The 25,395-nt window shown below is 59.9% G+C and carries 21 protein-coding genes, 4 tRNA genes and 1 pseudogene; 13 read left to right on the top strand and 13 right to left on the bottom strand.

Going from position 1 to position 25,395, the window contains the following annotated elements; all coding sequences use genetic code 11:
- Positions 1–57 precede the first annotated feature (57 nt).
- Positions 58–465 (top strand): PA2817 family protein, encoded by a 408-nt coding sequence (locus tag ODQ19_RS20480; RefSeq protein WP_003190109.1) that lies wholly within the window; start codon positions 58–60, stop codon positions 463–465.
- Between the two features lie 137 nt (positions 466–602).
- On the opposite strand, the gene ODQ19_RS20485 is transcribed toward ODQ19_RS20480, so the two are convergent.
- Positions 603–1,535 carry a LysR family transcriptional regulator gene (locus tag ODQ19_RS20485; protein WP_330211092.1) on the bottom strand — a complete coding sequence of 311 codons (933 nt, stop codon included), beginning with the start codon at positions 1,533–1,535 and terminating at the stop codon, positions 603–605.
- Positions 1,536–1,624: 89 nt separating this feature from the next.
- On the opposite strand from ODQ19_RS20485, the gene ODQ19_RS20490 reads away from it, so the two are divergent.
- A complete protein-coding gene (locus ODQ19_RS20490; RefSeq protein ID WP_330211093.1) occupies positions 1,625–2,266 on the top strand; it encodes an alanyl-tRNA editing protein in 642 nt (213 codons plus the stop codon).
- 90 nt (positions 2,267–2,356) lie between these two features.
- Here the strand turns inward: ODQ19_RS20490 and ODQ19_RS20495 are convergent, their stop codons facing one another.
- Positions 2,357–3,928, bottom strand: coding sequence for an alkaline phosphatase D family protein (locus ODQ19_RS20495; protein WP_330211094.1), 1,572 nt, complete (start codon positions 3,926–3,928; stop codon positions 2,357–2,359).
- Positions 3,925–4,479 (bottom strand): GNAT family N-acetyltransferase, encoded by a 555-nt coding sequence (locus tag ODQ19_RS20500; protein ID WP_330211095.1) that lies wholly within the window; start codon positions 4,477–4,479, stop codon positions 3,925–3,927. The genes ODQ19_RS20495 and ODQ19_RS20500 overlap by 4 nt, the downstream gene beginning before the upstream one ends.
- A gap of 190 nt (positions 4,480–4,669) precedes the next feature.
- Here ODQ19_RS20500 and ODQ19_RS20505 point away from each other — a divergent pair, with 190 nt between their 5' ends.
- The 7 genes from ODQ19_RS20505 (at position 4,670) to ODQ19_RS20535 (ending at position 12,547) form a co-directional block, all read left to right on the top strand.
- Complete coding sequence (locus tag ODQ19_RS20505; RefSeq protein WP_014717774.1) at positions 4,670–5,077, top strand: ExbD/TolR family protein; 408 nt, start codon at positions 4,670–4,672, stop codon at positions 5,075–5,077.
- 2 nt (positions 5,078–5,079) lie between these two features.
- Positions 5,080–5,808 carry an energy transducer TonB family protein gene (locus ODQ19_RS20510; protein ID WP_330211096.1) on the top strand — a complete coding sequence of 243 codons (729 nt, stop codon included), beginning with the start codon at positions 5,080–5,082 and terminating at the stop codon, positions 5,806–5,808.
- 24 nt (positions 5,809–5,832) lie between these two features.
- Complete coding sequence (locus ODQ19_RS20515; RefSeq protein WP_330211097.1) at positions 5,833–8,112, top strand: TonB-dependent receptor; 2,280 nt, start codon at positions 5,833–5,835, stop codon at positions 8,110–8,112.
- A 24-nt stretch (positions 8,113–8,136) separates the two neighbouring features.
- Entirely contained in the window at positions 8,137–8,784 is a 648-nt protein-coding gene (locus tag ODQ19_RS20520) for a MotA/TolQ/ExbB proton channel family protein (protein WP_330211098.1), read from the top strand.
- A 56-nt stretch (positions 8,785–8,840) separates the two neighbouring features.
- Positions 8,841–10,058, top strand: a complete 1,218-nt coding sequence (locus ODQ19_RS20525; RefSeq protein WP_330211099.1) for a phospholipase D-like domain-containing protein — start codon at positions 8,841–8,843, stop codon at positions 10,056–10,058.
- A gap of 115 nt (positions 10,059–10,173) precedes the next feature.
- Positions 10,174–10,641 carry a hypothetical protein gene (locus ODQ19_RS20530; protein ID WP_116666470.1) on the top strand — a complete coding sequence of 156 codons (468 nt, stop codon included), beginning with the start codon at positions 10,174–10,176 and terminating at the stop codon, positions 10,639–10,641.
- A 166-nt stretch (positions 10,642–10,807) separates the two neighbouring features.
- A complete protein-coding gene (locus ODQ19_RS20535; RefSeq protein ID WP_330211100.1) occupies positions 10,808–12,547 on the top strand; it encodes a dipeptidase in 1,740 nt (579 codons plus the stop codon).
- Positions 12,548–13,112: 565 nt separating this feature from the next.
- Here ODQ19_RS20535 and ODQ19_RS20540 read toward each other — a convergent pair.
- Complete coding sequence (locus tag ODQ19_RS20540) at positions 13,113–14,774, bottom strand: M24 family metallopeptidase (protein WP_330211101.1); 1,662 nt, start codon at positions 14,772–14,774, stop codon at positions 13,113–13,115.
- A gap of 77 nt (positions 14,775–14,851) precedes the next feature.
- On the opposite strand from ODQ19_RS20540, the gene pdxR reads away from it, so the two are divergent.
- Positions 14,852–16,342 carry a MocR-like pyridoxine biosynthesis transcription factor PdxR gene (gene pdxR, locus ODQ19_RS20545; RefSeq protein WP_330211102.1) on the top strand — a complete coding sequence of 497 codons (1,491 nt, stop codon included), beginning with the start codon at positions 14,852–14,854 and terminating at the stop codon, positions 16,340–16,342.
- A 245-nt stretch (positions 16,343–16,587) separates the two neighbouring features.
- Here pdxR and ODQ19_RS20550 read toward each other — a convergent pair whose 3' ends face one another.
- Positions 16,588–16,875 carry a hypothetical protein gene (locus ODQ19_RS20550; protein ID WP_014717765.1) on the bottom strand — a complete coding sequence of 96 codons (288 nt, stop codon included), beginning with the start codon at positions 16,873–16,875 and terminating at the stop codon, positions 16,588–16,590.
- Between the two features lie 28 nt (positions 16,876–16,903).
- Complete coding sequence (locus ODQ19_RS20555) at positions 16,904–18,007, bottom strand: polyamine ABC transporter substrate-binding protein (RefSeq protein WP_330211103.1); 1,104 nt, start codon at positions 18,005–18,007, stop codon at positions 16,904–16,906.
- Between the two features lie 137 nt (positions 18,008–18,144).
- On the opposite strand from ODQ19_RS20555, the gene ODQ19_RS20560 reads away from it, so the two are divergent.
- A complete protein-coding gene (locus tag ODQ19_RS20560) occupies positions 18,145–18,936 on the top strand; it encodes a helix-turn-helix transcriptional regulator (protein ID WP_330211104.1) in 792 nt (263 codons plus the stop codon).
- Between the two features lie 79 nt (positions 18,937–19,015).
- Here the strand turns inward: ODQ19_RS20560 and ODQ19_RS20565 are convergent.
- The 4 genes from ODQ19_RS20565 to ODQ19_RS20580 all read right to left on the bottom strand — a co-directional run bounded on the left by ODQ19_RS20565 (position 19,016) and on the right by ODQ19_RS20580 (position 19,430).
- Positions 19,016–19,091: transfer RNA gene (locus ODQ19_RS20565), tRNA-Gly, on the bottom strand.
- A gap of 3 nt (positions 19,092–19,094) precedes the next feature.
- Positions 19,095–19,170: transfer RNA gene (locus ODQ19_RS20570), tRNA-Glu, on the bottom strand.
- A 105-nt stretch (positions 19,171–19,275) separates the two neighbouring features.
- Positions 19,276–19,351: transfer RNA gene (locus ODQ19_RS20575), tRNA-Gly, on the bottom strand.
- A gap of 3 nt (positions 19,352–19,354) precedes the next feature.
- A tRNA-Glu gene (locus ODQ19_RS20580) sits at positions 19,355–19,430 on the bottom strand.
- Between the two features lie 371 nt (positions 19,431–19,801).
- Here ODQ19_RS20580 and ODQ19_RS20585 point away from each other — a divergent pair.
- Entirely contained in the window at positions 19,802–20,560 is a 759-nt protein-coding gene (locus ODQ19_RS20585; RefSeq protein WP_081372158.1) for a hypothetical protein, read from the top strand.
- A 370-nt stretch (positions 20,561–20,930) separates the two neighbouring features.
- Positions 20,931–21,743: an alpha/beta fold hydrolase gene (locus tag ODQ19_RS20590; RefSeq protein ID WP_330211105.1), complete on the top strand. Its 813-nt coding sequence runs from the start codon at positions 20,931–20,933 to the stop codon at positions 21,741–21,743.
- 36 nt (positions 21,744–21,779) lie between these two features.
- Here ODQ19_RS20590 and ODQ19_RS28220 read toward each other — a convergent pair whose 3' ends face one another.
- The 3 genes and pseudogenes from ODQ19_RS28220 to ODQ19_RS20600 all read right to left on the bottom strand — a co-directional run bounded on the left by ODQ19_RS28220 (position 21,780) and on the right by ODQ19_RS20600 (position 25,273).
- Positions 21,780–22,661 carry a methyl-accepting chemotaxis protein gene (locus tag ODQ19_RS28220; RefSeq protein ID WP_442962772.1) on the bottom strand — a complete coding sequence of 294 codons (882 nt, stop codon included), beginning with the start codon at positions 22,659–22,661 and terminating at the stop codon, positions 21,780–21,782.
- A pseudogene (locus tag ODQ19_RS28225) lies at positions 22,638–23,780 on the bottom strand (HAMP domain-containing protein); the annotation flags it as partial. The gene ODQ19_RS28220 and the pseudogene ODQ19_RS28225, both read right to left, overlap by 24 nt.
- Positions 23,781–23,860: 80 nt before the next feature.
- On the bottom strand, positions 23,861–25,273 hold the full coding sequence (locus tag ODQ19_RS20600) for an aminotransferase-like domain-containing protein (protein WP_330211107.1): 1,413 nt from the start codon (positions 25,271–25,273) through the stop codon (positions 23,861–23,863).
- Positions 25,274–25,395 lie beyond the last annotated feature (122 nt).

Genomic DNA, 25,395 nt, shown 5'->3' on the forward strand with positions numbered 1-25,395 from the left:
AACGGGCGCGAGAGGCTTATACTCTCGCGCCCGTTTTTGCTTTAGAGGCCTTATCTCGTGTCCAACGTCGTTGCCGATCATCTCGTCTTGCTCGACCACTTGCGCAGCATCCTGGTTGCCGTCGGCGAAGCCGAACAGGTACCCGAGGAAAGCCACTCGCTGTTCCTGGAGCGTTTCGACGAACTGCGCGCCCTGTTGCCAATCGACCCGATCGAAAGCCAGTACCTGGGCCAGGACCTGATGAGCCAGGTCATCCTGCGCTACCCGCAAATCGCCCACCTGGTGCCCCGCGACCTGCTGTGGTTCTTTGGCGGCGACTGCCTGCACTTCATGCCCGACGAAGAACTGGACCTGTACCAGGCCCTGGAAGAACGTCGCTATGAAGCCGAACAGAACGACGAACCGTTCGACTGGAACCAGGAAAAACAACTGCTGGCGATGCCTCAGGACCAGAGCAAGCACTGATGCCAGTATGTAGGAGCGAGCTTGCTCGCGAAAAACGTCAACGATAACGCGTGCTTTCTGAGTAAACGCGGCGCCGGTGAGTTTTTCGCGAGCAAGCTCGCTCCTACAGGTATTAAGGCTTGTCTCCCCCACATTTCCTACCGCCGCCGTAGCGTGGGCTCCCTGGCCATGCACTCCACCAGATAATCGATAAACACCCGCAACTTCGGCGGCAGGTACCGTGTGGGCGAATGCAGCAACCACGCCTCGCCATGGTACGAGGCAATAAAATCCCACCCCGGCAACACCTGCACCAAATCCCCCGTTTCCAACGCGTGCCGCGCGGTGAAATACGGCAAGCTAGCAATCCCGACATGCTGCAACGCCGCCTCCAGTCGCACCCCGGTGTGGTTCGCCGCATACCGGCCGCGTACGCCGACCGTTACCGCCTTGCCAGCCTGGCGAAACTTCCAGCGTGAATCTCCCGGTGTCTCACCCAGATAGATGCAACTGTGCCCGAGCAGATCATGGGGATGGCTCGGTGTACCGTGCTCGGCCAGGTACTGCGGCGTCGCGCACAGCAAATGTTCGATGGGCAACAGCTGGCGCCCGACCAAGCCTGGCGGTGGGCTGTCGGTGATGCGGATGCTCAAGTCGACGTTGTCGTCGATCAAATCCACATGCCTATCTTCCAGGATCAACTGCACATCCACCTTGGGATAGCGCCGCAAAAATTCCGGCATATGCGGGTGCACCACGAATCGCCCCACCGCTTTGGGCACACTGACCCGCACCAGGCCCTCGGCCTCATGGGTAAATTGCCCACTGATTTCCATCACCGAGCGCGCGGCATTGACCATCTCCTGGCAACGCTTGAACACTTCCTCGCCGCCCTCACTCAGGCGCAGCTTGCGGGTGGTGCGTTGCAGCAGGCGCGTGGCCAGGGCTTGCTCCAGGCGCGAGATACTCCGGCTCACCGCCGAAGGCGAAACACTGAGTTGCCGCGCCGCTTCGGAGAAGCTGCCGGTTTCCACGACCTTGACGAAAATCGCCATTTCACCCAATAACGGCAAAGGAAGATTGATGCTCATGACGCACAGGTCCATTGATAATTGAGCGGATTATCACTCATCTGCGCACTATTTATACTGCCCGCAGAACCCTGATGCGGATGTAGATGATGACCGAGCGCCTGTTTTTTACCCACGACCACCTGACGGCCGAGCTGGAAGTGCTCAGTTGCACCCCGAACGAAGAGCAATTCGCCGTGATTGTGCAGTCGACCATTTTCCACCCCCAAGGCGGAGGCCAGCCGTCCGACACCGGATGGCTCGGCGACAGCCAGGTGCTGCGAGTCATGCAGGAAGCCGAACAGGTGGTGCACTACGTCGACCACCCCCTGGAACCAGGACCCGCCATTGCACGAGTCGACGCGCAGCGGCGCGCCTTGCACACGCGTCTGCATTCGGCGGGGCACTTGATTGGCAATGCCGGCGAACGCCTGGGCTGGATGCCGATCAAGGCTCACCACTGGCCCGGCGAAGGCAAGATCACCTTTATCCGTGGCCAGACCGCGCAAGACATGGATGCGCAGACGCTCCAGCAGTGGGTCAACACATGGATCGCCGCCGACTATCCCCGCTATATGACGCTGGAAGATGGCACCCGCGAAGTCGGCTTCGGCGAATTACCGGCTTACGCCTGTGGTGGCACTCATGTCCAAGCGTTGAGCGAACTGGGCCAGGTAACGATTTTGGCGTTGTCAGAGAAAAAAGGCGCACTGTCGGTGCGCTACAGCCTCGTTGCCCCCCTGCCACTGTAGGAGCGAGCTTGCTCGCGAAGAACGTTAACGATAACGCGGGATACCTGATTCCCATCGGCGCCCTTTGGTTTTTCGCGAGCAAGCTCGCTCCTACAGGGCCACGCTCGGCTGGCCCGATTCATTGATGAACGACTTCAACGTCGACACCGTCGCCGCCGGGTCACGCGGGTCGCTGATCGCACGAAAATTCGTCAGCATGGTGCTGGCCGCCAACTCCACCGACACATACCCGCGCTGGCGGCTGTCGAAGAACTTCACATGGGGGTTGAGCGGCATGATCTTCATAAACGCTTCATAGGGCGGGCCGTCGGAGGTGACCGACGAGCCAACGAACTCGGTAGCGACCACCGCCGAGTCTGGCCTGTCGGCGTCGGCATGCAGGTCGGTGGCCCAGAACGAATGTATATCCCCACCCCAGAACACCGGGTTTTTTACGCGATTGCGCACGATCGACGCCAGCATCCGTGAGCGGTTAGCCATGTAGCCATCCCAACCATCGGTCCAGCGGCCAAGCTTATGATTGGTGAGGTCACGCTGCATCAGCGGCGCCACCAGCAAATCCTGGGCGATGACATTCCACTGCGCCCTGGACTGGGCAAACCCATGGTCCAGCCAGGCTTCCTGCTGCCAACCGAGCAATGTGCGGGCGGGGTCACGCAGGTCGCTGCAAGGGGTGGTGACAATATGCCCCTGGTGGCTGCCATTGGCTGCGATGCACGGTTGCTCGGAACGGTACTGGCGACCGTCGAGCACATGGAAACGCGCAAGCCGGCCGTAATCCAGGCGCCGGTAGATGCGCATGTCCGGCCCCTTCGGCACGCTGCAGGCACGCAGAGGCATGTGTTCGTAAAACGCCTGATACGCCGCGGCCCGTTGCTTGAGAAACTGCGCCACCGCCACCTTCGGGTCCTGGGACCAGCGGTTGGCGTAGTCATTCTGTACTTCGTGATCGTCCCAGGTCACGACGCTGGGGGCCGCGGCGTGAAGGGCCTGCAGGTCTGGATCAGTCTTGTACAGTGCGTAGCGGTTGCGGTAATCACTCAGGCTTTGCGCATTGCCGCTGCCGTGAGAACGAAACACCTTGCCCGAATCCGCAGCATAGGAACTGTCGTAAATATAATCACCGAGGAAAAACACCAGGTCCGGCTGCTCGGCGGCAAGGTGTCGGTAGGCGCTGAAGTAGCCGCGCTCCCAATGCGAGCAGGACACAAACCCCAGCCGGGCCGAGGCCATGGCCTGCAGCGGCGGCATCGTGCGGGACTGGCCCACCGGGCTCTGCGCACCGAGCCCTTCAAACTGGTACCAATACGGCCGATCCGCGGCGAGCCCCGCCACCTCGACATGCACTGCGTGAGCGAAACGCGGCGTCGCCAGTACTTCGCCCTGCTTCACAATGCGCGTCATCGCCGCATCGCTGGCCACCCGCCAACGCACCGGCACCGGGCGACTCAGGCCGCCACGGCCATCCGCCGCGTTGAACAACGGCGCCAGGCGCGTCCAGATCACAAAGCCATCTGGCAGCGGGTCGCCGGAAGCCACGCCAAGGGTGAACGGATAATCCACCCCGGCACTGCGCGCAAAAGGGCTGAGAATCGAAAACGCGGTAGCGACCGCCAGCCCGCCAAGGACCCGGCGCCGGCCGTGGTCCACTTCGCCGCTCACAGACAGCGCTCCCAGTCATCACGCACGGTGGCAAACCCGAGCAAATCCTCATACACGCCGTTCTTCAGGAACGCTTGGCGCATGCAGCCTTCATAGCGCAGGCCGATCTTCTCCATGACCCGCGCCGATTCCTTGTTGCGCGCGAAGCACTGGCTGCCCACGCGCTGCAACCCCAGCGCCTCGAAGCCGAAGTCCATCACCGCGCTCGCCGCTTCAGCCGCATACCCCTGGTTACGGCAGTGCGCCGCCACCCAGCCACCCAAGTGCCCATAGCGATGGCGAGCATTGATGCGCAGGCTGACTATGCCGACCAATTCGTCGGTGCCGCACACATGCATTCCCAGGTTCAGCAGCTCACCGGTGCGGTACTTATCGGTGGCCCCGGCAATAAAATCCTGGGCGGTTTCCAGGGTGTAGGGCGATGGAATGTTCGCCGTGTTGTCGGCAATTTTCGGCCCGTTGGCAAGCGTGAAAAGCACCTGCGCCTGGTGCATTTCCAGGGCGCGCAACAACAGTCGCGGGGTCGTCAATTGAGGCAGTGCGGTGGGCATGGGAGCCGGCTCTCAAGATAAATTTCTCAAGCATGTATGCCCCAAGTGTCAGTTTCATTACGCCCGAAAACTGACCGGTAAGTTTTCTGAAAGACGCGTCCTAGAGCCTCTAAACGGTCAATTAAAGTTAACCAATCGGTCATTTTTGGCTGTTAGCGTTCTGCCCCTAATTCAATGACGGGGTAACGGAATGAGAACCTGGGACGAACCCAAGAAACGCAAGGCGCACATCGAGCTGATCCCGATGATCGACGTGATGATGTTCCTGCTGGTGTTTTTCGTACTGGTGAGCCTGAACGTGATTCCCGCGCTCGGCATGAAGACCCAATTGCCCAGCGCCAGCAGTTCGCAGCAGCTCAAGCCGCAAAACAAATTCATCCTCACCCTGGGCCTGGAAGGCCAGTTGCAACTGGACGGCAAGGACCTGACGGTGGAGGCCCTGGTGCCGGCGCTGAAGGCTGCCGAAAAGCCCGATACCAAGTCGACGATCATCGTCAACAGCGACAAAGGCGTGGAGGTTTCGCGCCTGGTGGAAGTGATGGACACCCTGCGCCTGGGTGGCTTCACCTCCGTGTCCATCGCCACGCGTAAGTCCTGATCATGTACGTTCTGTTTCGTGCGCGTCAGCTGCTGGGCAGTGTCCCGGCCCTGATCGCCCTGGTGCTGATTGCACTGGGTATCCAGTCCCAGACGTTGAAGGTCGAGCCGGTGTATGACGAGTCGGCGGTCGAATTGGCCTTGGTCGAGCCGGAACCGGAGGTCATACCGGAACCGGTGGTGGAGCAAGAACCGCCACCGCCAGTGATCGAAGAGGAAGAGGCCGAGCCGGCGCCCCCGCCACCTGCGCCCAAGCCGCTGCCCAAACCCAAACCCGAACCCAAGCCAAAACCTGTGCCCAAGCCGGCGCCCGTGGTCGCCAAGCCCGCACCGACGCCGCCACCGGTGGCCGCCAAGCCAGCCCCGGCCGCCGTCACCCAAGCGGCACCGACGCCCGCCCCACCGGCGCCCCCGAAGGTCGATGGCCAGGCCCTGGAAAGCGGTTACCTCAAAGGCTTGCGCAACGAACTGGACACCTACAAGCAGTACCCCACCGGGCGCCAGGCGTCCCTCGAACGCCCGAGCGGCGAGGTGGTGGTGTGGTTGCTGGTAGACCGTCAAGGCCGTGTCCTCGACTCGGGTTTACAAACCCAGGCCTCGAGCATGCTGCTCAACCGGGCCGCCACCAACAGTTTGCGTCGCATCAAGCAAGTCAAACCGTTTCCCGAGCAAGCCTTCGGGGGGCGCAATGAACAGCGCTTCACCGCCACCTTCAACTACAGCGTGCAATAAGCACCCGACACCAGGACGACAGTGATGAAGTTCACCCGTATTCATCTGGCACTTGTGGCCGCGACCAGCATGACCCAGGGAATGGTCATGGCAGAGACCAGCGACGTCGGTACCATTGGGGTACAAGGCAAGGCGACCGCAGGAGGCGGTTACATGGTGCCGGAGGAAAGCATCAAGGGCCGCTCCACGGTGACCAAGGAAGCACTGGATAAACAGGCGGCCACCGGCAATGCCATCGACAAGCTCAAGTACACCCCAGGCTTGAACATTTCCAGTGAAGACAACACTGGCCTGTCGGGCTTTCGCTTCACCATGCGCGGCATGAACTCCGACCAGGTGGGCATGTCGGTGGACGGCATGCCGATCAACGACTCCGGCAACTACGCGCTGTACTCCAACCTGCTGGGCGACCCGGAAAACATCGACCAGATCTTCGTTACCCAAGGCGCTTCGGAGTCCGACGGCCCGCATATTGGTTCCAGCGGCGGCAACATTGGCATCGTGACCATTCGCCCGACCAAGGAAACCGGCGCCTTCGTCAAACAGGTCGTCGGCAGCAATGCCACGCGCAAGACCTTTGCCCGCCTCAACACCGGCGAAATCAACGGCCTGAGCAACTGGCTGTCGGTGTCCCATACCGAAGGTGAGATGTGGCGCGGTTCGGGCGCGGTACGCGCGGACAAGGTGGAGTGGAACAGCTTTTTCGACGCTGGCAATGGCAACACCGCCAACCTGATCCTCAAGTACCACGAGCAGGACAACAACAGTTACAGCCAGTTGACCAAGGCGCAGTTCCAGCAATATGGCCGCAAGTACGACCCTTATCCGGCAACACCCAGCGTGGGCAGCAACGGCAAGTACAACAGCTATTACGGCCTGGCGCAGAACCCGTTCCAGACGTTCACCGCCGTGCTCAACACCCAGTTCAAACTGGCCGATAACCTCGCGCTGTCGGTGATCCCGTATTACTACTGGGGCAATGGCAGCGGCGTCGGTTCATCCAGCTATGCCCTCAACCGTGGCTCCAACCAGGGCGGTGTGTTCGACCTCGGCAACCTGCCCACCGCCGCCCAATACAACGCCGACGGCACACCCAACAGCGGCGTGTACTACCGCCCTTCACGCACACAAACCTGGCGTCCGGGTATCACCACCAAGCTGACCTGGGACCTGGGCGACCACAGCCTGCAATTCGGTTATTGGTACGAGCGCGCACGCCAGAGCCAGACCCAGCCATTCATTCCGCTCAAGAGCAACGGCAAGCCGGTGGACACCTGGCCTGATTCCAACAGTGCCATCGTCGATGCCAACGGCAACACCGTGCAGGGTCGCGACCGTTTCACCGTCACGCCGGCGCAAAAGGTCTGGGCCCAGGACACCTGGTACATCAACCCGGACTGGACCTTCATCGCAGGCCTGGCCTACATGAACGTCGAGCGTGAAGGCACCAACCACGGCAGCCTCAACGAACGCCCGGAAAAACGTAACCAGACCTACAACAAACTGCTGCCCAACGCCGGCCTGAAATACCAGCTGGACGAGCGTGACCAGTTGTTCTACAGCCTGTCGCGCAACATGCGCGTGCCGCAGAACTACGTGCTCTACGACAAAGGCGCCGGCTCGATCGACGCCGAACCGGAAACCAGCTGGAACCATGAACTGGGCTGGCGCTACAGCGGCGACGACATGAACCTGGCCGCCACCCTGTTCTACATGGACTTCAAGAACCGCCAGGTTTCGTCCCGGGACATCAACGGTGACTTTGCCGACATCAACGCCGGCTCCGTGGTCAACAAAGGCCTGGAACTGGAGTGGAGCGGCCAGTTGCCCCACCACTTCAATTACTACACCTCCTACACCTACACCAAGGCCGAGCAGCAGGATGACCTGACCGTCTACAACGCCGGCAAACCCATCGTGCTGCCCACCAGTGGCAAGCAGTTCGCCAACGTGCCCAAGAACATGCTGGCGGCCAACATCGGTTATGACGACGGGCGCTTCTACGGCACCTTCGGCGGCAAGTACACCAGCAAGCTCTACGGTGACCTGACCAACGACGAGGCGATTTCCGGCCGCACCGTGTTCAACCTCGGCGCCGGTATTTACCTGCCGGTGGACAAGAAAGTGGTCAAGGACGCGACCCTGCGCCTGAACGTCGACAACCTGTTCGACAAGAAATACCTGGACGGCGTGTACACCACCAAGACCAACGCGGCCAGCTACAGCGGTTTGCGCGATGGCGACCCGGCATACATCGTCGGCCTGGACCGCACCGTCACGGTTTCGCTGGAAGCGAATTTCTAAGACTCACCCAAGAGGAACACCATCATGGATATGAACCTGCTCCACGACGTCACCTTCTATGTGATGTACGCGGCGATGGCCATTGCGATCTTCATCGCCATCGAACGCGGCATCTACTTCGCCTACGTGCGCCGCCAGGCTCGTGCGTTGATCGACGCCCTGGGCGCCAACGTGCACAGCGAGCGTGACTTGCCGGAGAACCTGACCCGTCGCGACAGCCTGCCGCTGAACATGATCTTGCCGGTGCTGGCCCAGAAGGCAACCCACGGCTCGCGCAAAGACCTGGACGACGAAGTCGATACCCAGTACCTGAAGACCCGCGCCCCACTGGCTCGCAGCCTGTGGATTATCGAGACCATCACCACCGCCGCCCCCCTGCTGGGCCTGCTGGGCACCATTCTGGGCATCATCGACACCTTCAAGGCGCTGGCTACCGCGGGCGTGTCGGACCCTGGGCAGATTTCCGGGGGTATCGGGACGGCGTTGTTCGCCACGGGATTAGGTATCGCCATCGCGCTGTTCTGCGTGGTGTTCCACAACTTCTTCCAGGACAGCCTGGAGCGTATCAACGACCAGTTGAAGATCCTGTTGATCCGCGCCGCCACCGGCGCCCGCGCACAGGATGAAGTGACCCATCGCGTGCCCACCCCGCTGCACAGCCGCACGGCTTGACCTACAGGGCGGGCGCCTCAGGCGCTCGCCTTTTCCTTTGGTGCGATGAGACACTTATGCCCCTTTCGATAAAGTTGCGTATCGCCGGCCTGACCGGCTTGCTCCTCAGTCCGCTGGCCCAGGCGGACTTTTCCATTCCAGGCTTTGAACTGGTGCATACCGTACCCATGGACACCGCCCTGGGCACCGACGATTTGCGCCAGCCCGGCCCGGTATGGATCGAGCTGTTCGACGGCGCCAAAAGCCACATTGATATCGGCCAGTTCTACGCCGCGGACCACCCTGGCTCGGTGATGAACAAGGTACTCGAACACTTGGAAGCCGCCGGCAAACGCGGCGTGAAGATTCGTTTCCTACTCGAAGAAAAAGGCATCAGGCTCTCGGACGCCGCCACCCTGGAACGCTTGCGCGCCATTCCCAACCTGACCTTGCGCGTGCTGCCCTACGGGCAACTGAGCGGCGGCATCATCCACGCCAAGTACCTGCTGGTGGATGGCAAGCAGGCGTTTGTTGGCAGCCAGAATTTCGACTGGCGCGCCCTGGAACATATCCACGAAACCGGGCTGCGCATCACTGACGAAACGGTGGTGGGCCAGGTGCAGGCGATCTTCGAGCAAGACTGGCAAGCCCAGGCCGCGCTTGCTGGTAAACAACCGGTGCCACTACCCGCCAACGGCCCGGCCCCCGCACGTACCGGCAACTACCTGGTCGCCAGCCCCCAACGCTACAACCCGCCCGGCGTGGGCGACTCACAGCTGGAACTGCCGCGCCTGCTGGGAGAAGCCAAGAAAGAAGTGCGCGTGCAATTGCTCGACTACGCGCCGCTGTCCTACGGACCGGATCGAACCCGGCCGTACTACGCCGTGATCGACAACGCCGTGCGCGCCGCCGCTGCCCGTGGCGTGTCGATCAAGCTGATGGTGTCCAACTGGAATACCGACCCACTGGAGCTGCCTTATCTCAAAAGCCTGGCGGTGCTGCCCAATGTCGAAATCAAGATCGTCACCCTACCCGAGGCCAAGCAGGGCTTTATCCCTTATGCCCGGGTGATCCACAGCAAAACCATGGAGATCGACGAGCAAGTGGCATGGGTCGGCACCAGTAACTGGTTGGGCGGTTATCTGGATAATTCGCGCAATCTGGAGGTGGTGATGCACAGTGAGGCGATGGCCAGGCGTGTAGGCCAGTTGCATGAGCAACTGTGGGATGGGCCCTATGCCAAAGCGCTGGATGTGTCGACCGACTATGCGCCTCCCCACCCAGGTACGCGGTAAGTGACGGCGCGCAGGCACGGTGTTGTGTTTTCCTGATTGGCCGCTAGTCTTAGCATTTTCCGGTCGCAGCTTTAGCGGTGCTGCGTCCGGAGTCCACTGCCACGAGACCACAGTCATGAATACCGCTTTTCTTCGCACCACCTGTACGCTGCTTATGCTGGTCTCCCTTGCAGCCTGCATCAACAGCCGTCAGCCCATCACGCTAGTCACCCTCGCCGACGGTACCCGCGGTTTGAAGAGCGCGGTTGATATTGGCCCGCCTGGCCCTTCCCAGGGCGATCTTTTCGTGTTCGACCAACCACTGATGGATCAGGACCGCCGTGATATCGGCAGCAACAGTGGCTACTGTGTCAGCACACGGCCAAGTGTTCACAGCCAATGCCAATGGACGTTACTGTTCTTCGGCCCAGGTGGCGCTGTCGCAGGTACCGTGGTAGTCGCCGGCCAGGAACTGGAAGCCGGAAAATCCGTGGTCGCCGTCATCGGCAGCACAGGCACCTATGCTGGCTCCACCGGAGAAATGAGCTCCGAACCCAACCCCGATGGTACGTTCACTCAGACCTTGTATTTGGTTCGGCCCTAACTCTGAAAAAGCCGGCGGCTAACGAACGGCGCGTTTATTAGAGTAGGATTTTTCCTTATTCAAGGTCTCCCCTACTGTTCCTTTGCAGTGTTAGTGTGTGGAATTGTTTCTGACATAATGATCAGAATACTTCCTACATTCACTTTGCAAAGGAATGCCTTTAATCATGCACTTTCCACTGAAAAAACTGGTGACTGCCACCTTGTTCGCCGCGAGCCTTTCGGCAGTCGCCACACCTGCATCCGCCAACATCACCGCAGACCAAAGCACGGCAATCCTGAAGCATTTCAGCGAGACACCGGTCACCGATTTCCGCAGCTTCCTCGGCACCCTGGCTAAGGGCGAACTGGGTAAAACCGCCGACACCGGCCCGGCTGTCAGCGCGTTTCTGGGCAACAAAACCCTGAACGCCGAGCAGCAGAACGAGATCAATCGCCTGCTGGGCATTTACACCCGCGTTAAATATGGCAAAGCCGCGCTCGAAACCCTGCGCGAATTGGTGGAGATCCCCACGTTTAACGTGGACGGCCTGCCACAGTACAAAAACCCGGAATTCCTCAAGATCGCGGCGAAGATCGAGGCCCTGGCCAAGTCCTTCAACCTGAACTTCCGTAACGTCGATAACCGCGTGTACGAAGTCTCCCTGGAAGGCAGCAGTGATGAAGTCGTGGGTGTGCATGCCCATGCCGATGTGGTGCCCGTGACTCCGGAAAACTGGGTACTGCAAGACGGTACCAAACTCGACCCGTTCAAGGTCACGCTGATCGGCGACCGCATGTATGGCCGGGGTACCGAGGATGACAAGAACGGCATCGTCGTGGCGATGTACGCCATGAAGGTGATCAAGGAAGAAAAGCTGCCGCTGGCGCGCACCTTCAAGCTGTTGGTGGACACCACTGAAGAAACCGCCGGTGATGCCATTCCTTACTACTTCGAACGCAATCCCGTTCCGCAATACAACCTGGCGCTGGATGGCGGTTATCCGGTGGTGATCGCCGAGAAAGGCTCGGGGACGGTCATGGCCACCTTCCCGGTGCGCAAGGGCGAAGGCAAAGGTGCGGAAATCATCGCGATGACTGGCGGCAAGGCGAACAACCAGATTCCATCGGCCTCGGTGGCCACGCTGGTCAGCGATACCCCCGCCGAACTGGCCGCCAGCCTGCAACAGGCCGGTGCTGACTATGCCAAGCGCAATGGTGGCAATTTCCAAGTGACGGCCAAGGTCGATGGCAAGGACGTCAAACTCACGGTTACCGGCGTATCCGCTCACTCTTCCGAGCCTGAAACCGGGGTCAACCCGGTGGCGCGTATGCTGGAGCTGATCCACAGCCTCGACGGCAAGGTCGCCCTCCAGCACAACCACATCACCGATGCCGCGCGGTATGCCGCCGACAACTGGGGCCTGGATTACCTGGGCGGTAAATTGGGTGTGGGCTACGCGGATGATTTCATGGGGCCGTTGACCACCTCGCTGACGTTTGTGGGGCAGGATGACAAAGCCTTCAAACTGGCCGTGAACCTGCGTGCACCGAAAGGTAAAACGCCGGAGGCGCTCAAGGCGCAAATCGAGCAGAAGCTGAACACCTGGGACAAGAACGCCAAGGTCAACGTGAGCTTCACTTACTCGCTGGACACGCCGATGTACCGCAACCCTGAAGGCGAATGGGTAAAAGCCTTGCTGGCAGTGGCCACTGAAAACCTGGGCATGGCGCACAAATTCGGCACCTCGGCCGGCGCAACCTCGGTGCACGACCTGCCCAACGGCGTGCAATTCGGCCTGGCCCGCCCGGAAGAGAAGTACACCGGGCACACTGACAGTGAGTTCAAGACGGTTGAACAGTTCTTGCTGGACCTGCAGATCGTCACCGAAATGATGGGCCGCGTCGGGCAGTTGCCGAAGCTCTGACCCATGTGGAACCCCAGCGAGGCTGCGATCGCGGCGGCACAGGCAAAATCTTCAGCGCCTGAACCACCGCTATCGCTGCCTCGCTGAACCTCGACAGCTCCCACAGGGGATTGGTGGTGCTGGGTTGATCTCGGTTCACTGGGCTATCGCGCCAAACACAACTCCCGACAACAACACCGCCCAAATGTGGGAGCTGTCGAGCCCAGGCGAGGCTGCGATCGCGGCGGCACAGGCAACATTTTCAGCGCCTGAACCACCGCTTTCGCAGCCTCGCTGAAGCTCGACAGCTCCCACAGGGGATTGGTGGTGCTGGGTTGATCTCGGTTCACTGGGCTATCGCGCCAAACACAACTCCCGACAACAACACCGCCCAAATGTGGGAGCTGTCGAGCCCAGGCGAGGCTGCGATGGCGGCGGCACAGGCAACATTTTCAGCGCCTGAACCACCGCTATCGCAGCCTCGCTGAACCTCGACAGCTCCCACAGGGGATTGGTGGTGCTGGGTTGATCTCGGTTCACTGGGCTATCGCGCCAAGCGCAATTCTCGGCAGCAATGGCAGGATCTTCAGCCTTGCAACATCAGCATGTCTTCAAAGAACCCACCCACCGGCTCAGTGGGATGGCACAGCTGGATTTCCAATACCCAGGCCATTTCACTCGGCGAGATCTCCAGGTCAGCCAACTCTTTGCTCTCGAACAATGCATGGGGAAAATCCGCAAGGCGATGCCCCGCCAGGTTGCGCGCCAGCCTCCAACCCTTTGACGCAGCGCTCTGCTCGGCGAAGTCGTAAAGTTCACGCCCGGTCAGACCACGCAGCCACGCTTGGCGTGTTTCATCGAAGACTTCATGCAGGGCAGTTCTACAGGCCCGGTGCAACTGCCCATCGCCAAACACAAACGTATCGCCATAGTCCCCTTCGTAGCCATCCCACACCGGGCCAAGATCGACCACGGCAATGTCATTAGCGCGCAGCCTGCGCTGACGATCAATACCCTCGCGCGGAGGGCGAACAGTGTCGGCGCCAAAACGAATGTAGGTCGGATGCCAGGTGTGCGAAGCGCCCATGGCCTGCAGTTGCCGGGCAGCCATCTCAAGGGCTTCGCCGGTGGTCATGCCGACCTTCAACTGGCTGGCAATCGCCGCCAGGGCACGTATGGATTTTTCCCGCGCAGCCAGCATGCCGTCCAAGGAATAACGCGGGCCGACTTTCTCCCAGACCGGGTCAAACGACAGGGAGGCTGTTCCAGCACTTGACCGACCACTGGCAACAAACGCCTCCGCGATAAACCGGTGGCTCGGCAACCCCGCCTCAAGGCAATGCGCCCGCACCTGGCCGAGCATTGCACCGTTGCCGCACGCATACACCTGGACCTGCTCCCAGCGATGCCCGTGACCCGATGCAACCGCCTGCACCCTGCCCTCGGATGACCGCACGGGATGCCAGCGAAAACGTGGATGCTCCAGCATCGAGTGGTCGAGGAAGGCGCTGTCATAAAAATCCGCCGATTGCGCGCCGCCCCAATACAACGTCACCTCGACATCGCGCTTGAGCGCGGTCAGCAGGATAGGCTTGATGCCCGCGTAACCAGTGCCCGTGGCAAATAGCACCACGGGCGCCGCCTCATCGTCCTGCCAGGTACAGGCACCAAACGGCCCTTCCACATGCAGACGCTCACCCACGCCAAGACCACCCAGGATACCCTCGGAAAAGTACCCGCCACTCACCCTTCGGATCTGGAAGACCAACCGCCCTTCATCATCGGCGGGCAGGTTGGCAACCGAAAAGCAGCGCGTGTCACCGTCCGCCAGGCGGAACTTGAGGTATTGGCCAGCCCGCACCGCCACTGGGGTTTCGGGCGTCAGTATCAACTCGATCACATCGGGCCCCAGCGCACGCTTGCTGTGCACTTGCGCCGCCACTACCAGCGCGGGCGTATCCAGCGACCAGCCGGGAATATGCAGGCGCATGTCGCCACAGGCGTGGCTCTGGCATAACAACATCTCATTGGCTGCCAAAGGATAAGAAGGCTGCGGCGCGCCCGGCGCCAGGCGCTTGGCCCGGTACGCACCGTCAGCGACCACCACCTTGCACGAACCGCAGGCGCCACGGCGACAAGAGAACGGCACGGCCAGGCCACTGGCGAGCATGGCGTCGAGCAAGAGTTCGTCGCCCGCTTCAAAGGTTTTCCCCGAGGGAGAGAGTTCGATGACATGACGTGTATTCATAAAGACCTCGGGATAAGTGAGACCTGATTGTTGCGCTAGACTAGGCCCATTAAAACCTCCAGATTTGGATACTTCAGATGGTCCAGATGCGTAAATGGCGCCCCTTGCTGCGGCTTGAAGAAGGCACCGGCCAGGCGTCCTACCGCAAGATTGCCGAAGGCTTGGTCAATGCCATCCTCGAGGGCCGCCTGCCACCTGGAACATTGCTGCCAGGCACGCGGGAAATGGCGCAGTTGCTCGACGTCAACCGCAAGACGGTGATCCTGGCTTACGAAGAAGCCATGACCAAGGGCTGGCTGGTCAGCGAGCCGCGCCGTGGCACCTTCGTCAATGCGCAGCTGACACCCAAGCAACTGCCCGGCGTTACCCAACCGTCTTTCGCGCCGCCGTTGCTGGAGCAACCACGGGTACCCTATTTCACCCATAACGCCCAAGTGGTCGCGCTTGAGCATCGACACGGCGCGCTGTTTTTCGACAACGGCACCAGCGACCACCGCCTGCTGCCCCAGGCCGTTTTGCACCGTTACTATCGCCACGCACTGCGCAACAGTTTCGCCTCCAATACCGTGCGCTACGGCAGTGAGGGCACCGGCTATCATTTGCGCTGCGCCCTGGCCGAGATGCTGCGCAACAACCGTGGGCTGACGGTCACTGCCGAAAATATCTGCCTGACCCAGGGCACCCAGATGTCCCTGTACCTGAGTGCCAGCCTACTGCTCAAGCCTGGCGACGTGGTACTGGTGGAGCGCCTGAGCTACCCGCCAGCGTGGGAAATTTTCCGCAAGCTCGGCGCGCAGTTGGTCACGGTCGACATCGACGATGAAGGTTGCCGCACTGATCAGGTCGAGCGCTTATGCCGTGAGCACAAGGTGCGCATGATTTACCTCACACCCCATCACCAGTTTCCCACCACCGTGAGCTTGCACGCTGCACGCCGGCAGCACTTGCTGACGTTGGCCGCGCTGCATGACTTCTGCATTATCGAAGAGGACTACGACCACGAATATCATTTCAGTGGCCGCCCTTACCTGCCGCTGGCCAGTGACCGCGCCCAACGCCATGTGCTTTACATCGGCTCGTTGTCCAAAGTGCTGGGCTCGACGTTCCGTTGCAGCTATATCGTCGCGCCCACCTCTGTGATCGAAGCCCTGCAGCGCAATGCCGCGCTGATGCTGGGCGATGCCGACGCGGTCGCTCAAGCCATGCTGGCAGACCTGATCAACGACGGAGAGTTGAAGAAGCATTTGCGCCGCGTGTCGAAAGAATATCGGGCGCGCCGCACGGTATTGCGCGACTGCCTGGACCAGGCGTTTGGCGCTCGCATACAGGTGCGCGAACCCGAGGGGGGCTTGGCACTATGGGTACGTTTCGAGGAAGAAATAGACGTCGATAAGTTGGTAAGCACCGCGCTGGACCACGGCGTCGTGGTGCGCAGTGGTCGTCAGTTTTCACCCAACGACCAGCCGGTAAACGCGCTGCGCCTGGGCTTTGCTTCCCTGGACCGGGATGAAATTCAGCAAGCCACGCAGCGCTTGGCCCAGGCGATGAACGCCGTAGGCAGACGTTGAAAAACTTACCCAGCGGCCCCCAGGGACGGCAGCGCCAGGTACAACTTGATCACTACCGCGTTCGCGATATCGAGCTGAAGCATCCGGTCAGTTCTCTGAAGTGGACAGGAGAATGGGTGGCCAGAGTAGAGAGCACAGGGCGAAAAGGCATCCGCCCTACAAAAAACACAAACTTTACCTACAAGCTTCACAATAATAACTTACAACCGCCTGCACCTCGCCCATCCAGAGATACGCACAGTAGACTATCGACGACGCCTTCGCAGCAGAGGCCAGTTGGAGGCGATTTCACCCGGCTCAGCGTCACGCCCTGCGACTCGCACCAGGTCTGGAAACTCAAGCAACAAGGCACGATTGCCCCGGCCAATGTGCTCCATCACGGCCAAGGTAATGTTTTCACGCACCATGCCCGTCGAAACGTAATACATGGCCCAGGCTTGCTCTGGCGTACACAGACCGATCTGCTCTTCAATCTCTTTGTAGGCCTTGTAGTCGTCCGACTCTAAATAGCGCTGATCACCACCCTGGCGCATGCTGTCTCCCTCCCCGACCCCGTCCCCGTCACGTACCGCTTTTGACCTTGGTCCAGACCCGTGTGCGAATGCGCTCCGCCTTCAGCGGCAAAGGCTCAAGCGGAACCAGGGTGGCCATGGTCTTTTTATCGGGATAGATCCAAGGGTTATCCCGCAACTTTTGCTCGACGAACTCGGTGGCGTCTTTGTTGGCGTTGGGATAGAGCATGTAGTTGGACGTCTTGGCTATCACCTGTGGCCGCAGCATGTAGTTGATGAACGCCAGAGCGGCCTTTGGGTGACGAGCATCCTTGAGCAACACCCAGTTTTCAGACCAGACCAACGCCCCCTCCCGCGGCAGGCTGTAGGCAATGTTGCGGCCGCTGTTGGACTTTTCATTAATCGCCTGCGCCGCCAGGGCACCATTGGCCCAGCCGACGACTGCACAGATATTGCCGTCCGCCAGGTCGGTGTCGATTCTGGACGAGTCGAAATAGAGCACATAGGGACGGATTTTCAACAGCAGCGCCTGGGCCTTCTGGTAATCCTCGGGATCAGTGCTGTTGCTGGGCAGCCCCAGGTAGTGCAGGGCAATGGAAATGATCTCGCTGGGGGAGTCGAGCATGGCCACGCCACAAGACTTGAGCTTGCTGATGTTTTCTTCTTTGAAGATCAGGTCCCAGCTGTCCACCGGGGCGTCATCGCCCAGCGCCGCCTTGACTTTATCCACATCGTAGCCAATGCCGGTGGTGCCCCAGACATAGGGCACGGCGTAGCGGTTACCGGGGTCATTGACCGCCAGTAGGGAGAGGATGTCAGGGTCGATGTGCGAAAGGTTACTCAACTGCGCGCGATCCAGCGGCTGCAGCACCCCGGCTTTGATCAAGCCGGGCAATACATTGGAGGTGGCCACCACCAAGTCATAGCCGGTACGCCCAGCCATAACCTTGCTCTGCATGATTTCGGCGCTGTCGAAGGCGTCCATATGCAGCTTGATGCCGGTCTCCTGCTGAAATTGCTTGGGCGTCTGCGGTTCAAGAAACCCGAACCAGTTATACAGATACACCGAATTTTCAGCGGCGGCTGCGGGCGTGCTGATTGCAGCGCCCATAAACGAAGCTAAAAAAATAGCTCGCAAGTGTGCTCGACTCATATGACTATCCCTGTCCACACGACGCGCCTTCATGGCTATCGTAAGCTCGGGGTGAATATACCGAGCCTCGACGAATAGTAAATACCTACAAGTACTTAGCTCTGGCCTGCAAAGCCCTAACCCTAAAGGGGTAGAACATGTCGCTTGACCTTCATAGCCTGGCTTGGCACCGATCGGTCGGAAAACTGATCATGCAGCTCAATCGCCCTGAGTTCTGGAGTTCGTTGATTCGCGTATTGAATGAATATGTGCAAATAGACAATTGGGTGGTGCTGGTTTTTGGCGACCACGCGGTGCGCGTGATCAGCCTGCCCGAGGTGGCAGACAGCGAAGAAATCGACGCCTTTATTCACCGCTATGTGAAAGGCCTGTATCTGCTGGACCCGTTCTATATTGCTGACCGAGAAAACCCGCAGAGTGGGTTCTTCCATCTGCTCGATATTGCACCGGAACACTTCCGGGAAACCGAGTACTACCAACACTATTTTGCGCAATACATCTCGGTCGATGAGGCGCAATACAATGTACGGCTCGATGCTGGCGCAACGCTGTGCATGTCGTTTGGCAGCAACCTGCGATTCACCCAGGCGCAGATAACGGTATTGGACATGATCAAGCCGTGGGTAACGGCAATGATGCATCAACGCATGTGCTTTGAAACTGACCCGGCAAAAAACCTCGCCGAGCCGGCTCCATGGGCCGAGGCACTTACTCAGTTGGAAACACAAGTAACGGCACGTGAAAAGGACGTGCTCAAGTTACTGCTCAGTGGGTTCTCCAACAAAGAGATCGCCGGCAAGCTGTCGCTGTCGACAGAAACCATCAAGGTTCACCGCCGCAATATCTACAGCAAGCTGAATATCAAATCTCAGTCAGAACTGTTTGCGCGTTTTTTCATGCCACGGCAAGAGATCCCATCGACGCTTTGAACGGGGGCGGTGCGCTGGCGAGGTAAATTACGCACAAACAAAAACGCCGATCATCACTGATCGGCGTTTTCGTTAAATATGGAGCGGGAAACGAGACTCGAACTCGCGACCCCGACCTTGGCAAGGTCGTGCTCTACCAACTGAGCTATTCCCGCAAATGGCGTCCCCTAGGGGACTCGAACCCCTGTTACCGCCGTGAAAGGGCGGTGTCCTAGGCCACTAGACGAAGGGGACACGCTACTGAAACACATGGTGTGTGTTCCAGTGCCCAGAGGCCTCGTCCGAAGACTTGGTCCTGGTTTCACTCAATGCCGCCCTAAGGCCACATTGCTTGTAAATTGGAGCGGGAAACGAGACTCGAACTCGCGACCCCGACCTTGGCAAGGTCGTGCTCTACCAACTGAGCTATTCCCGCATATGGCGTCCCCTAGGGGACTCGAACCCCTGTTACCGCCGTGAAAGGGCGGTGTCCTAGGCCACTAGACGAAGGGGACACACGTACAACATTCACTCCCTACCGCGTTTCGCTGTGTGCTTTACGCTGTAAGTGGCGCGCATTCTATGGATGGATTGAAAGGTCGTCAACCCCCAAGGATAAATTTATTTAAATCAATGACTTCGACATGGTTTCACGGCCTTCGCGGGCATTGGCACCGTCCGAGCCTTGGCGCCTATATTCTGGCGTTCGACAAGGCGCTATAGTTCACCCAGGCAAATGATGGCAATGTGCATCCATTCAGGGAACGCCTACCTATATAGAAGAAATCACCTGGGCAACTGGTCGATCGGTCCTATCCGCCGGATGACCCAGTCACTACACTCCACAGCAAACCCTATTAAAGAGGTCACACCGGTGACACCACTCATGATCACCCTGCTGGTAATAGCCGGGATCGTAATACTGATCGCCATTGGCTACATGAACCACGTGGTGGAAAACAACAAGCTGGAAAAGAAGCGTACCGAGATCGAGCTTAACGATCGGCTGCGTCGCTGCGGTGAAATCACCGAGACCTTCCCCGGCCAACTGATGACCCCAGCGCTCAAGCTGTTGCTGGCTCGCCTTGAACTGAACGTCAACCAGCGCCTGTTGAATCTGAACAAGTCCAGCACACCGCTCAAGGCGCGCATCACCGAACTGAATGCGCTGATCGCCCAAGGTGAATCGATTCCGGTGGCCAACCCGCCGGCACCGATCCAGACCGAAGCCAAGGCCAAGGACGTGCGCTTCTTGCTCGAGGCCCTGCACGGCCAAGTCACCCGCGCCGCCCAAGACGGCTTCCTGCCGACCAACGAGGCCAAGCACTGGATCAAGGAAATCCGTCATATCCTGGTGCTGCTGCACATCGAGTTTTTCAACAACCTCGGCCAGCACGCCCTGCTGCAAGGCCAACCCGGCCAGGCACGCCTGGCGTTCGAGCGCGGCGTGCAGTACCTGCGCAAACAACCGGAACCGGTGCTCTACAGCGCCCAGTTGCAACTGTTGGAGTCCCAACTGGCGCGCGCCAACTCCACAGTGCTGACCAACAGCAAGCCTGCTGAGGACGAAGTCAACGAGCTGACCGAGGGCTTGAAAGTCGTCGACGCCGATGCCGAGTGGAAGAAGAAAGCTATCTACGATTGATGGCAACGCGAACGCAATGCTCAAAGTAACGAAGATCAAAGGTGGGAGCTGGCTTGCCTGCGAAGACGTCGGCCCAGCAACATTGATGTTGCTGACCCACCGCTTTCGCGAGCAAGCCCGCTCCCACAGTTCGAGTGTGGGATGCCAGGTAGGCAAGCATCGGCTGGCAGGCCGTCATCGCAGGCAAGCCAGCTCCCACATTTGAAGTGAGGGAATGTTCGGAAGATAAGCGGCGGCTGGCGGGCCGTCGCGGGAGTAAGCTTGCTTGCCACAGCGCCCAAATCATCACATGCCATCAATGTGCACCTATCCCCCCGCCCCCGACTAGCGTAAAAAAGTGCCCCTCACTCCGTGAAATTAGAGGCCTGTTATGCCTGTCGCCGTGATTGATGGACAACCGCTGCACTATATCGACCAAGGCTGCGGCCCCGTCGTGCTACTGGGTTCGAGTTACCTGTGGGCCAGCGACATGTGGGCGCCGCAGATTGAAGCGCTGTCGCAGCAATACCGCGTGATCGTCCCCGAGTTGTGGGGCCACGGTGAGTCCGGCCCGTTGCCGGCACCCACCCATTCCCTGGATGACCTCGCCCGCCAGGCCTTGGCGCTGCTGGATCACCTGAGCATCGAGCAAGCCAATCTCGTGGGTCTCTCGGTCGGCGGCATGTGGGGCGCACGCCTGGCATTGCAGGCTCCCGAGCGCATCAACAGCGTGGTGCTGATGGACACTTACCTCGGGGCCGAACCCGAAGCAACGCGCCAGTACTACTTCTCGCTGTTCAAGATGATTGAAGACGCCGGGGCGATCCCCGAACCGTTGCTGGATGTGATCGCACCAATCTTCTTCCGCCCGAACATCGACCGCGAATCCGCGCTGTACCGGGATTTTCGCCAGTCACTGCAAGACTTCCCCAGAGAACGCTTACTGGACAGTATCGTGCCGCTGGGCCGCCTGATCTTCAGCCGCGAGGACATCCTGAAGCAATTACCTGCCTTGGACTCCGACACCACCCTGGTGATGTGCGGCGAGCAGGACAAACCCCGGCCACCGGCAGAGTCGGAGGAAATGGCCGGCCTGATCGGTTGCAGCCTGATCCTGATCCCTGAAGCCGGGCATATCTCCAGCCGCGAGAACCCGGATTTCGTCAACGAGGCGCTGCTGACCTTCCTCGCCAACCACGCCTGATCGCCCTGCCCTCAGATCGCAGCGCCTACGCTGCGATCAAAGGCGGAAGTGCCCTACCATCCCCTTGAGTTGCGCGCCCAACTGCGCCAACTGGATGCTCGAGGCGGCATTGCCTTGCATGCTCAAAGCAGAATGATCGGCACTCGCCCGAATACTGGTGACGCTGCGGTTGATCTCTTCGGCCACCGAGCTTTGCTCCTCGGCGGCGGCGGCGATCTGTTGGTTCATCTGCTGGATCAATGAAACAGCCGCCGCAATGCTGCCCAAGGCACCTTCGGTTTCCAGCGCATCACTGACCGCCAGTTTGACCAACTCGCCGCTCTGCTGGATCTGTTGCACCGAGGACTGCGCCGCACTGCGCAACGTGCTGACCAGTCGTTCGATTTCCTCGGTCGATTGCTGGGTGCGCTTGGCCAGTGCTCGCACCTCATCGGCCACCACCGCAAATCCACGCCCCTGCTCACCGGCACGCGCTGCCTCAATCGCAGCGTTCAAGGCCAGCAGATTGGTCTGTTCGGCCACGCTCTGAATCACGCTCAAGACGGTACCGATATTCTGGATTTGCGCGCTGAGGCTTTCGATGCTGGCGCTGGCACTGTTGCTGGACGTGGCCAGCAATTCGATACGCTGCAGGCTCATGCGTACCACCTGCTGGCCACTATCGACCTTGGCATCTGCGGTCTGCGCGGCTTGGGCCGCCTGCTCGGCATTGCGTGCCACATCGTGCACCGTGGCGGTCATCTGGTTCATCGCCGCGGCGACTTGCTCGGTTTCGTCCTTCTGGTTGCTGACTTCGGCAGTGGTTTGCTCGGTGACACTGGACAATGAATGCGCGGAGCTGGCGAGCTGTTCGATCCCCGCCTGCAACCCGCTGACCATCTGGCTCAAGCTGTTGCCCATCTGCTGCATCGCCTGCATCAACTGGCCGATTTCATCACGACGGCTGACCTCCATGCGCCCACTCAGGTCACCCGAGGCGATCTGCTGGGCCACGGCAATCACCGCGCGCAACGGCGCAACAATCAAGCGAGTGATCACCCATGCAGCGATCAAGCCCACCAGCAGCGCCAGGGCGGATGAGCCGATGATCAGCAACGTGCTGTGCTGCAACTGTGTTTGCATGGACTGGTCTTCGGCGGCATACGCCTGGTTTACTCGGCTGACCACTTGCTCGGCGCGGTCATGCAATTGCGTGTAGACCACTTTTTCCTGGGCCAGCAGCCCGGTGTATTCGCCGAGCTTGTCACTGAACGAAGCGATATGCCCGGCGACTTCATTGAGCACGGTCTGGTAGCCGGGGTCCTTGACCGTGGTTTTGAGTTTCTCGACTTCAGCCAGGGCCTGGTCGGCTTGCTCAATCTTGCCCTGCCCGGCGTCGTCTGCGTCCGCCCTGCGGCTCTGATCCAGGCGCACCCTCGCTTCGTTCATGGCCTGCAACATCAGCCGCGACACCTGGCTGACCTGCCCTGCCTGCTCGATAAACTCCGCGCCCTCCTTGCCTTGGCTTTCCTTGAGGCCATAGGCGCCGTCGTCCGCCAGCCCGGCTTGCAGCACATCCAGGTTATTGGCCACGCTGGAGACCGACCAACTGGCCATTTCCAGGGCGAGGTCTTTGGTCTGGGTCAACTCGACGAACTCATCGAATGCCTGGCGATAGGCGACCAAAGCTTGCTCAACGTCCCCCATCACTCGCTCGTTGCTGGCGGAGCGGGCCTTGAGACGCGTGGCTTGGGCCAGCAGCGCATCGACACCGGAATGCAGGGTGTCAACGGCCTTGGGGTCGGCGTGCAGTGCATAATCCTGCTCAATCAAGCGCACCTTGAGCAGGTCGCTGTTGAGCGTCGACATCGACGTGAGGCCTTCGAAGCGCTTGCCGATGGTCTGCAGGGACCACACACCGATGGCCGCCACCAAGGCCGTCAGCAGCAGAACCAGGGCAAACCCCAAGCCGAGTTTTTTTGCCATACCGAGGTTGGCGAAACGTCGTTGCACGCCCAAAATCATTGCACTTGATCCTCTTGCAATGGCAAATGCCATAAGCCAGGTTTACAAGCAGCGAGATTCGCAACCCCGAGGCACTGAGCACAACCCGCTGGCGTCGGAATAATGGCAAAAAGCTACATGTTCGTCGTTTTCAGAATGGTCGAGGTCGATCTTGCCGCGCCCATGGCGCGGAACAGCGTCAATGCGCGTTGATCAGCGGCGTAGGCCACATTGATGCGCAGCCATTCGCTGCGCTCACCCGTGGGGCTGAACAACGCACCCGGCGACAGCAACACACCCAGCCGTCGGGCGCAGGCTTGCAATCGCAAGGGGTCGGCCAAGCCTGGCCGTGCCCACAGGAACATACCGCCCGCGGGTGCGGCAAATACCTGCCACTCTTCATCCTCCAGCACCTGCAACGTCGCGGCCATCTGCGCATTCAAGCGCTTGCGCAGGCGCTGCACCCACTTACGGTAAGTGCCGTTACTCAACAACGTCGCCACCATAGCTTCGGCAAAACGTGAGGTGCCGATGCCTGTCAGGGTCTTGAGCTGGGCCAATTGCGTGATGATCGTGGCATTGGCACACAGGTAACCCACGCGCAGGGCACTGCTCAATGTCTTGGAAAAGCTCGACACATAGATCACCCGGTCATCATGGGCCAGCGCTGACAAGCGTGTGCAACTGGCATGTTGCAGGTCGCCGTAAACGTCCTCTTCGATAATCAGGAAGTCGCGCTCGCGTGCCAACTCCAACAAGCGCTCCGCCACCGGACGGCTCAAACTGGTCCCCGTGGGGTTGTGATACAGGCTGTTGATGAACAGGCACTTGGGTCGGTGGGTGTGCAGCAGCGCTTCCAATGCTGGAATATCCGGGCCGCCACGGGTGCGCGGTACTTGCAGCAGCGTAACCCCCTGAAAGGCCAGTTGGCGATAGAGATTGCCATAGCCGGGTGTCTCGACCACCACCTCATCACCGGGCTTGAGCAGCGTGCGTATCAACAGGTCCTGGGCATGGCTGGCGCCGTGGGTGGTGAGGATACGGTCCAGGCTGGTGGGCACGTGTATCTGGGTCAGGCGCTTGAGCAGTTGTTCGCGCAACGCAGGCAACCCCAAGGGTGTGCTGTAATTGAACAGGCCGCCGGTGTCGGTACGGCTCAGTTCACGGATCGCGTAGTTGATGTCATCGCTTTCGCGCCAGGTGTCGGGCAGCCAGCCGCAGCCCAGCTTCAGCTCGCCCAGCGGGCCATCGGTGAATGCCCCCCAGCCCTGTTCGGCCCCTTCATACCAATGGTTTTCGTGGACCGTTGTGGGAGACGCCACCACAAACCCCGAGCCATGCCGGGGGGCCAGCAGCCCCTGGGCCACCAACCGTTCGAATGCCTCGATCACGCTGGCCTGGCTCAGCAGGTTATCGAGGGCCAATTGGCGAATGGACGGCAAGCGTGTGCCAGGGCTCACCCCCTCCTTGCGAATCCATTCTGCCACCGCACTGACGATCTGCTGAACAACCGGTACCAGGGCTTGTCGATCGATCCCTAAATCCATGAGCCACTCACTTCAACTGTCTGTTAACCCAAAACAGTTAAGCACAGAAGCCCGGTAAAACCGGTCGCCAACTTTTATTAAAGTATTGATTTTATTGAGTTATTTACCTAGTGAAACATATT

The sequence above is a fragment of the Pseudomonas sp. AM4(2022) genome (assembly GCF_036346515.1).
Taxonomy (GTDB): Bacteria; Pseudomonadota; Gammaproteobacteria; order Pseudomonadales; family Pseudomonadaceae; genus Aquipseudomonas; species Aquipseudomonas paracarnis.

Bases quoted from the DNA above. Each gene is read 5' to 3' on its own strand.
- ODQ19_RS20525 (WP_330211099.1), top strand. From the start codon at position 8,841: ATGCCCCTTTCGATAAAGTTGCGTATCGCCGGCCTGACCGGCTTGCTC.
- ODQ19_RS20555 (WP_330211103.1), bottom strand. From the start codon at position 18,007: ATGAGTCGAGCACACTTGCGAGCTATTTTTTTAGCTTCGTTTATGGGC.
- ODQ19_RS20590 (WP_330211105.1), top strand. From the start codon at position 20,931: ATGCCTGTCGCCGTGATTGATGGACAACCGCTGCACTATATCGACCAA.
- ODQ19_RS20560 (WP_330211104.1), top strand. From the start codon at position 18,145: ATGTCGCTTGACCTTCATAGCCTGGCTTGGCACCGATCGGTCGGAAAA.
- ODQ19_RS20510 (WP_330211096.1), top strand. From the start codon at position 5,080: ATGTACGTTCTGTTTCGTGCGCGTCAGCTGCTGGGCAGTGTCCCGGCC.
- ODQ19_RS20530 (WP_116666470.1), top strand. From the start codon at position 10,174: ATGAATACCGCTTTTCTTCGCACCACCTGTACGCTGCTTATGCTGGTC.
- ODQ19_RS28220 (WP_442962772.1), bottom strand. From the start codon at position 22,661: ATGCAGGCGATGCAGCAGATGGGCAACAGCTTGAGCCAGATGGTCAGC.
- pdxR (WP_330211102.1), top strand. From the start codon at position 14,852: ATGGTCCAGATGCGTAAATGGCGCCCCTTGCTGCGGCTTGAAGAAGGC.
- ODQ19_RS20600 (WP_330211107.1), bottom strand. From the start codon at position 25,273: ATGGATTTAGGGATCGATCGACAAGCCCTGGTACCGGTTGTTCAGCAG.
- ODQ19_RS20515 (WP_330211097.1), top strand. From the start codon at position 5,833: ATGAAGTTCACCCGTATTCATCTGGCACTTGTGGCCGCGACCAGCATG.
- ODQ19_RS20500 (WP_330211095.1), bottom strand. From the start codon at position 4,479: ATGCCCACCGCACTGCCTCAATTGACGACCCCGCGACTGTTGTTGCGC.
- ODQ19_RS20505 (WP_014717774.1), top strand. From the start codon at position 4,670: ATGAGAACCTGGGACGAACCCAAGAAACGCAAGGCGCACATCGAGCTG.
- ODQ19_RS20535 (WP_330211100.1), top strand. From the start codon at position 10,808: ATGCACTTTCCACTGAAAAAACTGGTGACTGCCACCTTGTTCGCCGCG.
- ODQ19_RS20550 (WP_014717765.1), bottom strand. From the start codon at position 16,875: ATGCGCCAGGGTGGTGATCAGCGCTATTTAGAGTCGGACGACTACAAG.
- ODQ19_RS20585 (WP_081372158.1), top strand. From the start codon at position 19,802: ATGATCACCCTGCTGGTAATAGCCGGGATCGTAATACTGATCGCCATT.
- ODQ19_RS20520 (WP_330211098.1), top strand. From the start codon at position 8,137: ATGGATATGAACCTGCTCCACGACGTCACCTTCTATGTGATGTACGCG.
- ODQ19_RS20490 (WP_330211093.1), top strand. From the start codon at position 1,625: ATGACCGAGCGCCTGTTTTTTACCCACGACCACCTGACGGCCGAGCTG.
- ODQ19_RS20485 (WP_330211092.1), bottom strand. From the start codon at position 1,535: ATGAGCATCAATCTTCCTTTGCCGTTATTGGGTGAAATGGCGATTTTC.
- ODQ19_RS20540 (WP_330211101.1), bottom strand. From the start codon at position 14,774: ATGAATACACGTCATGTCATCGAACTCTCTCCCTCGGGGAAAACCTTT.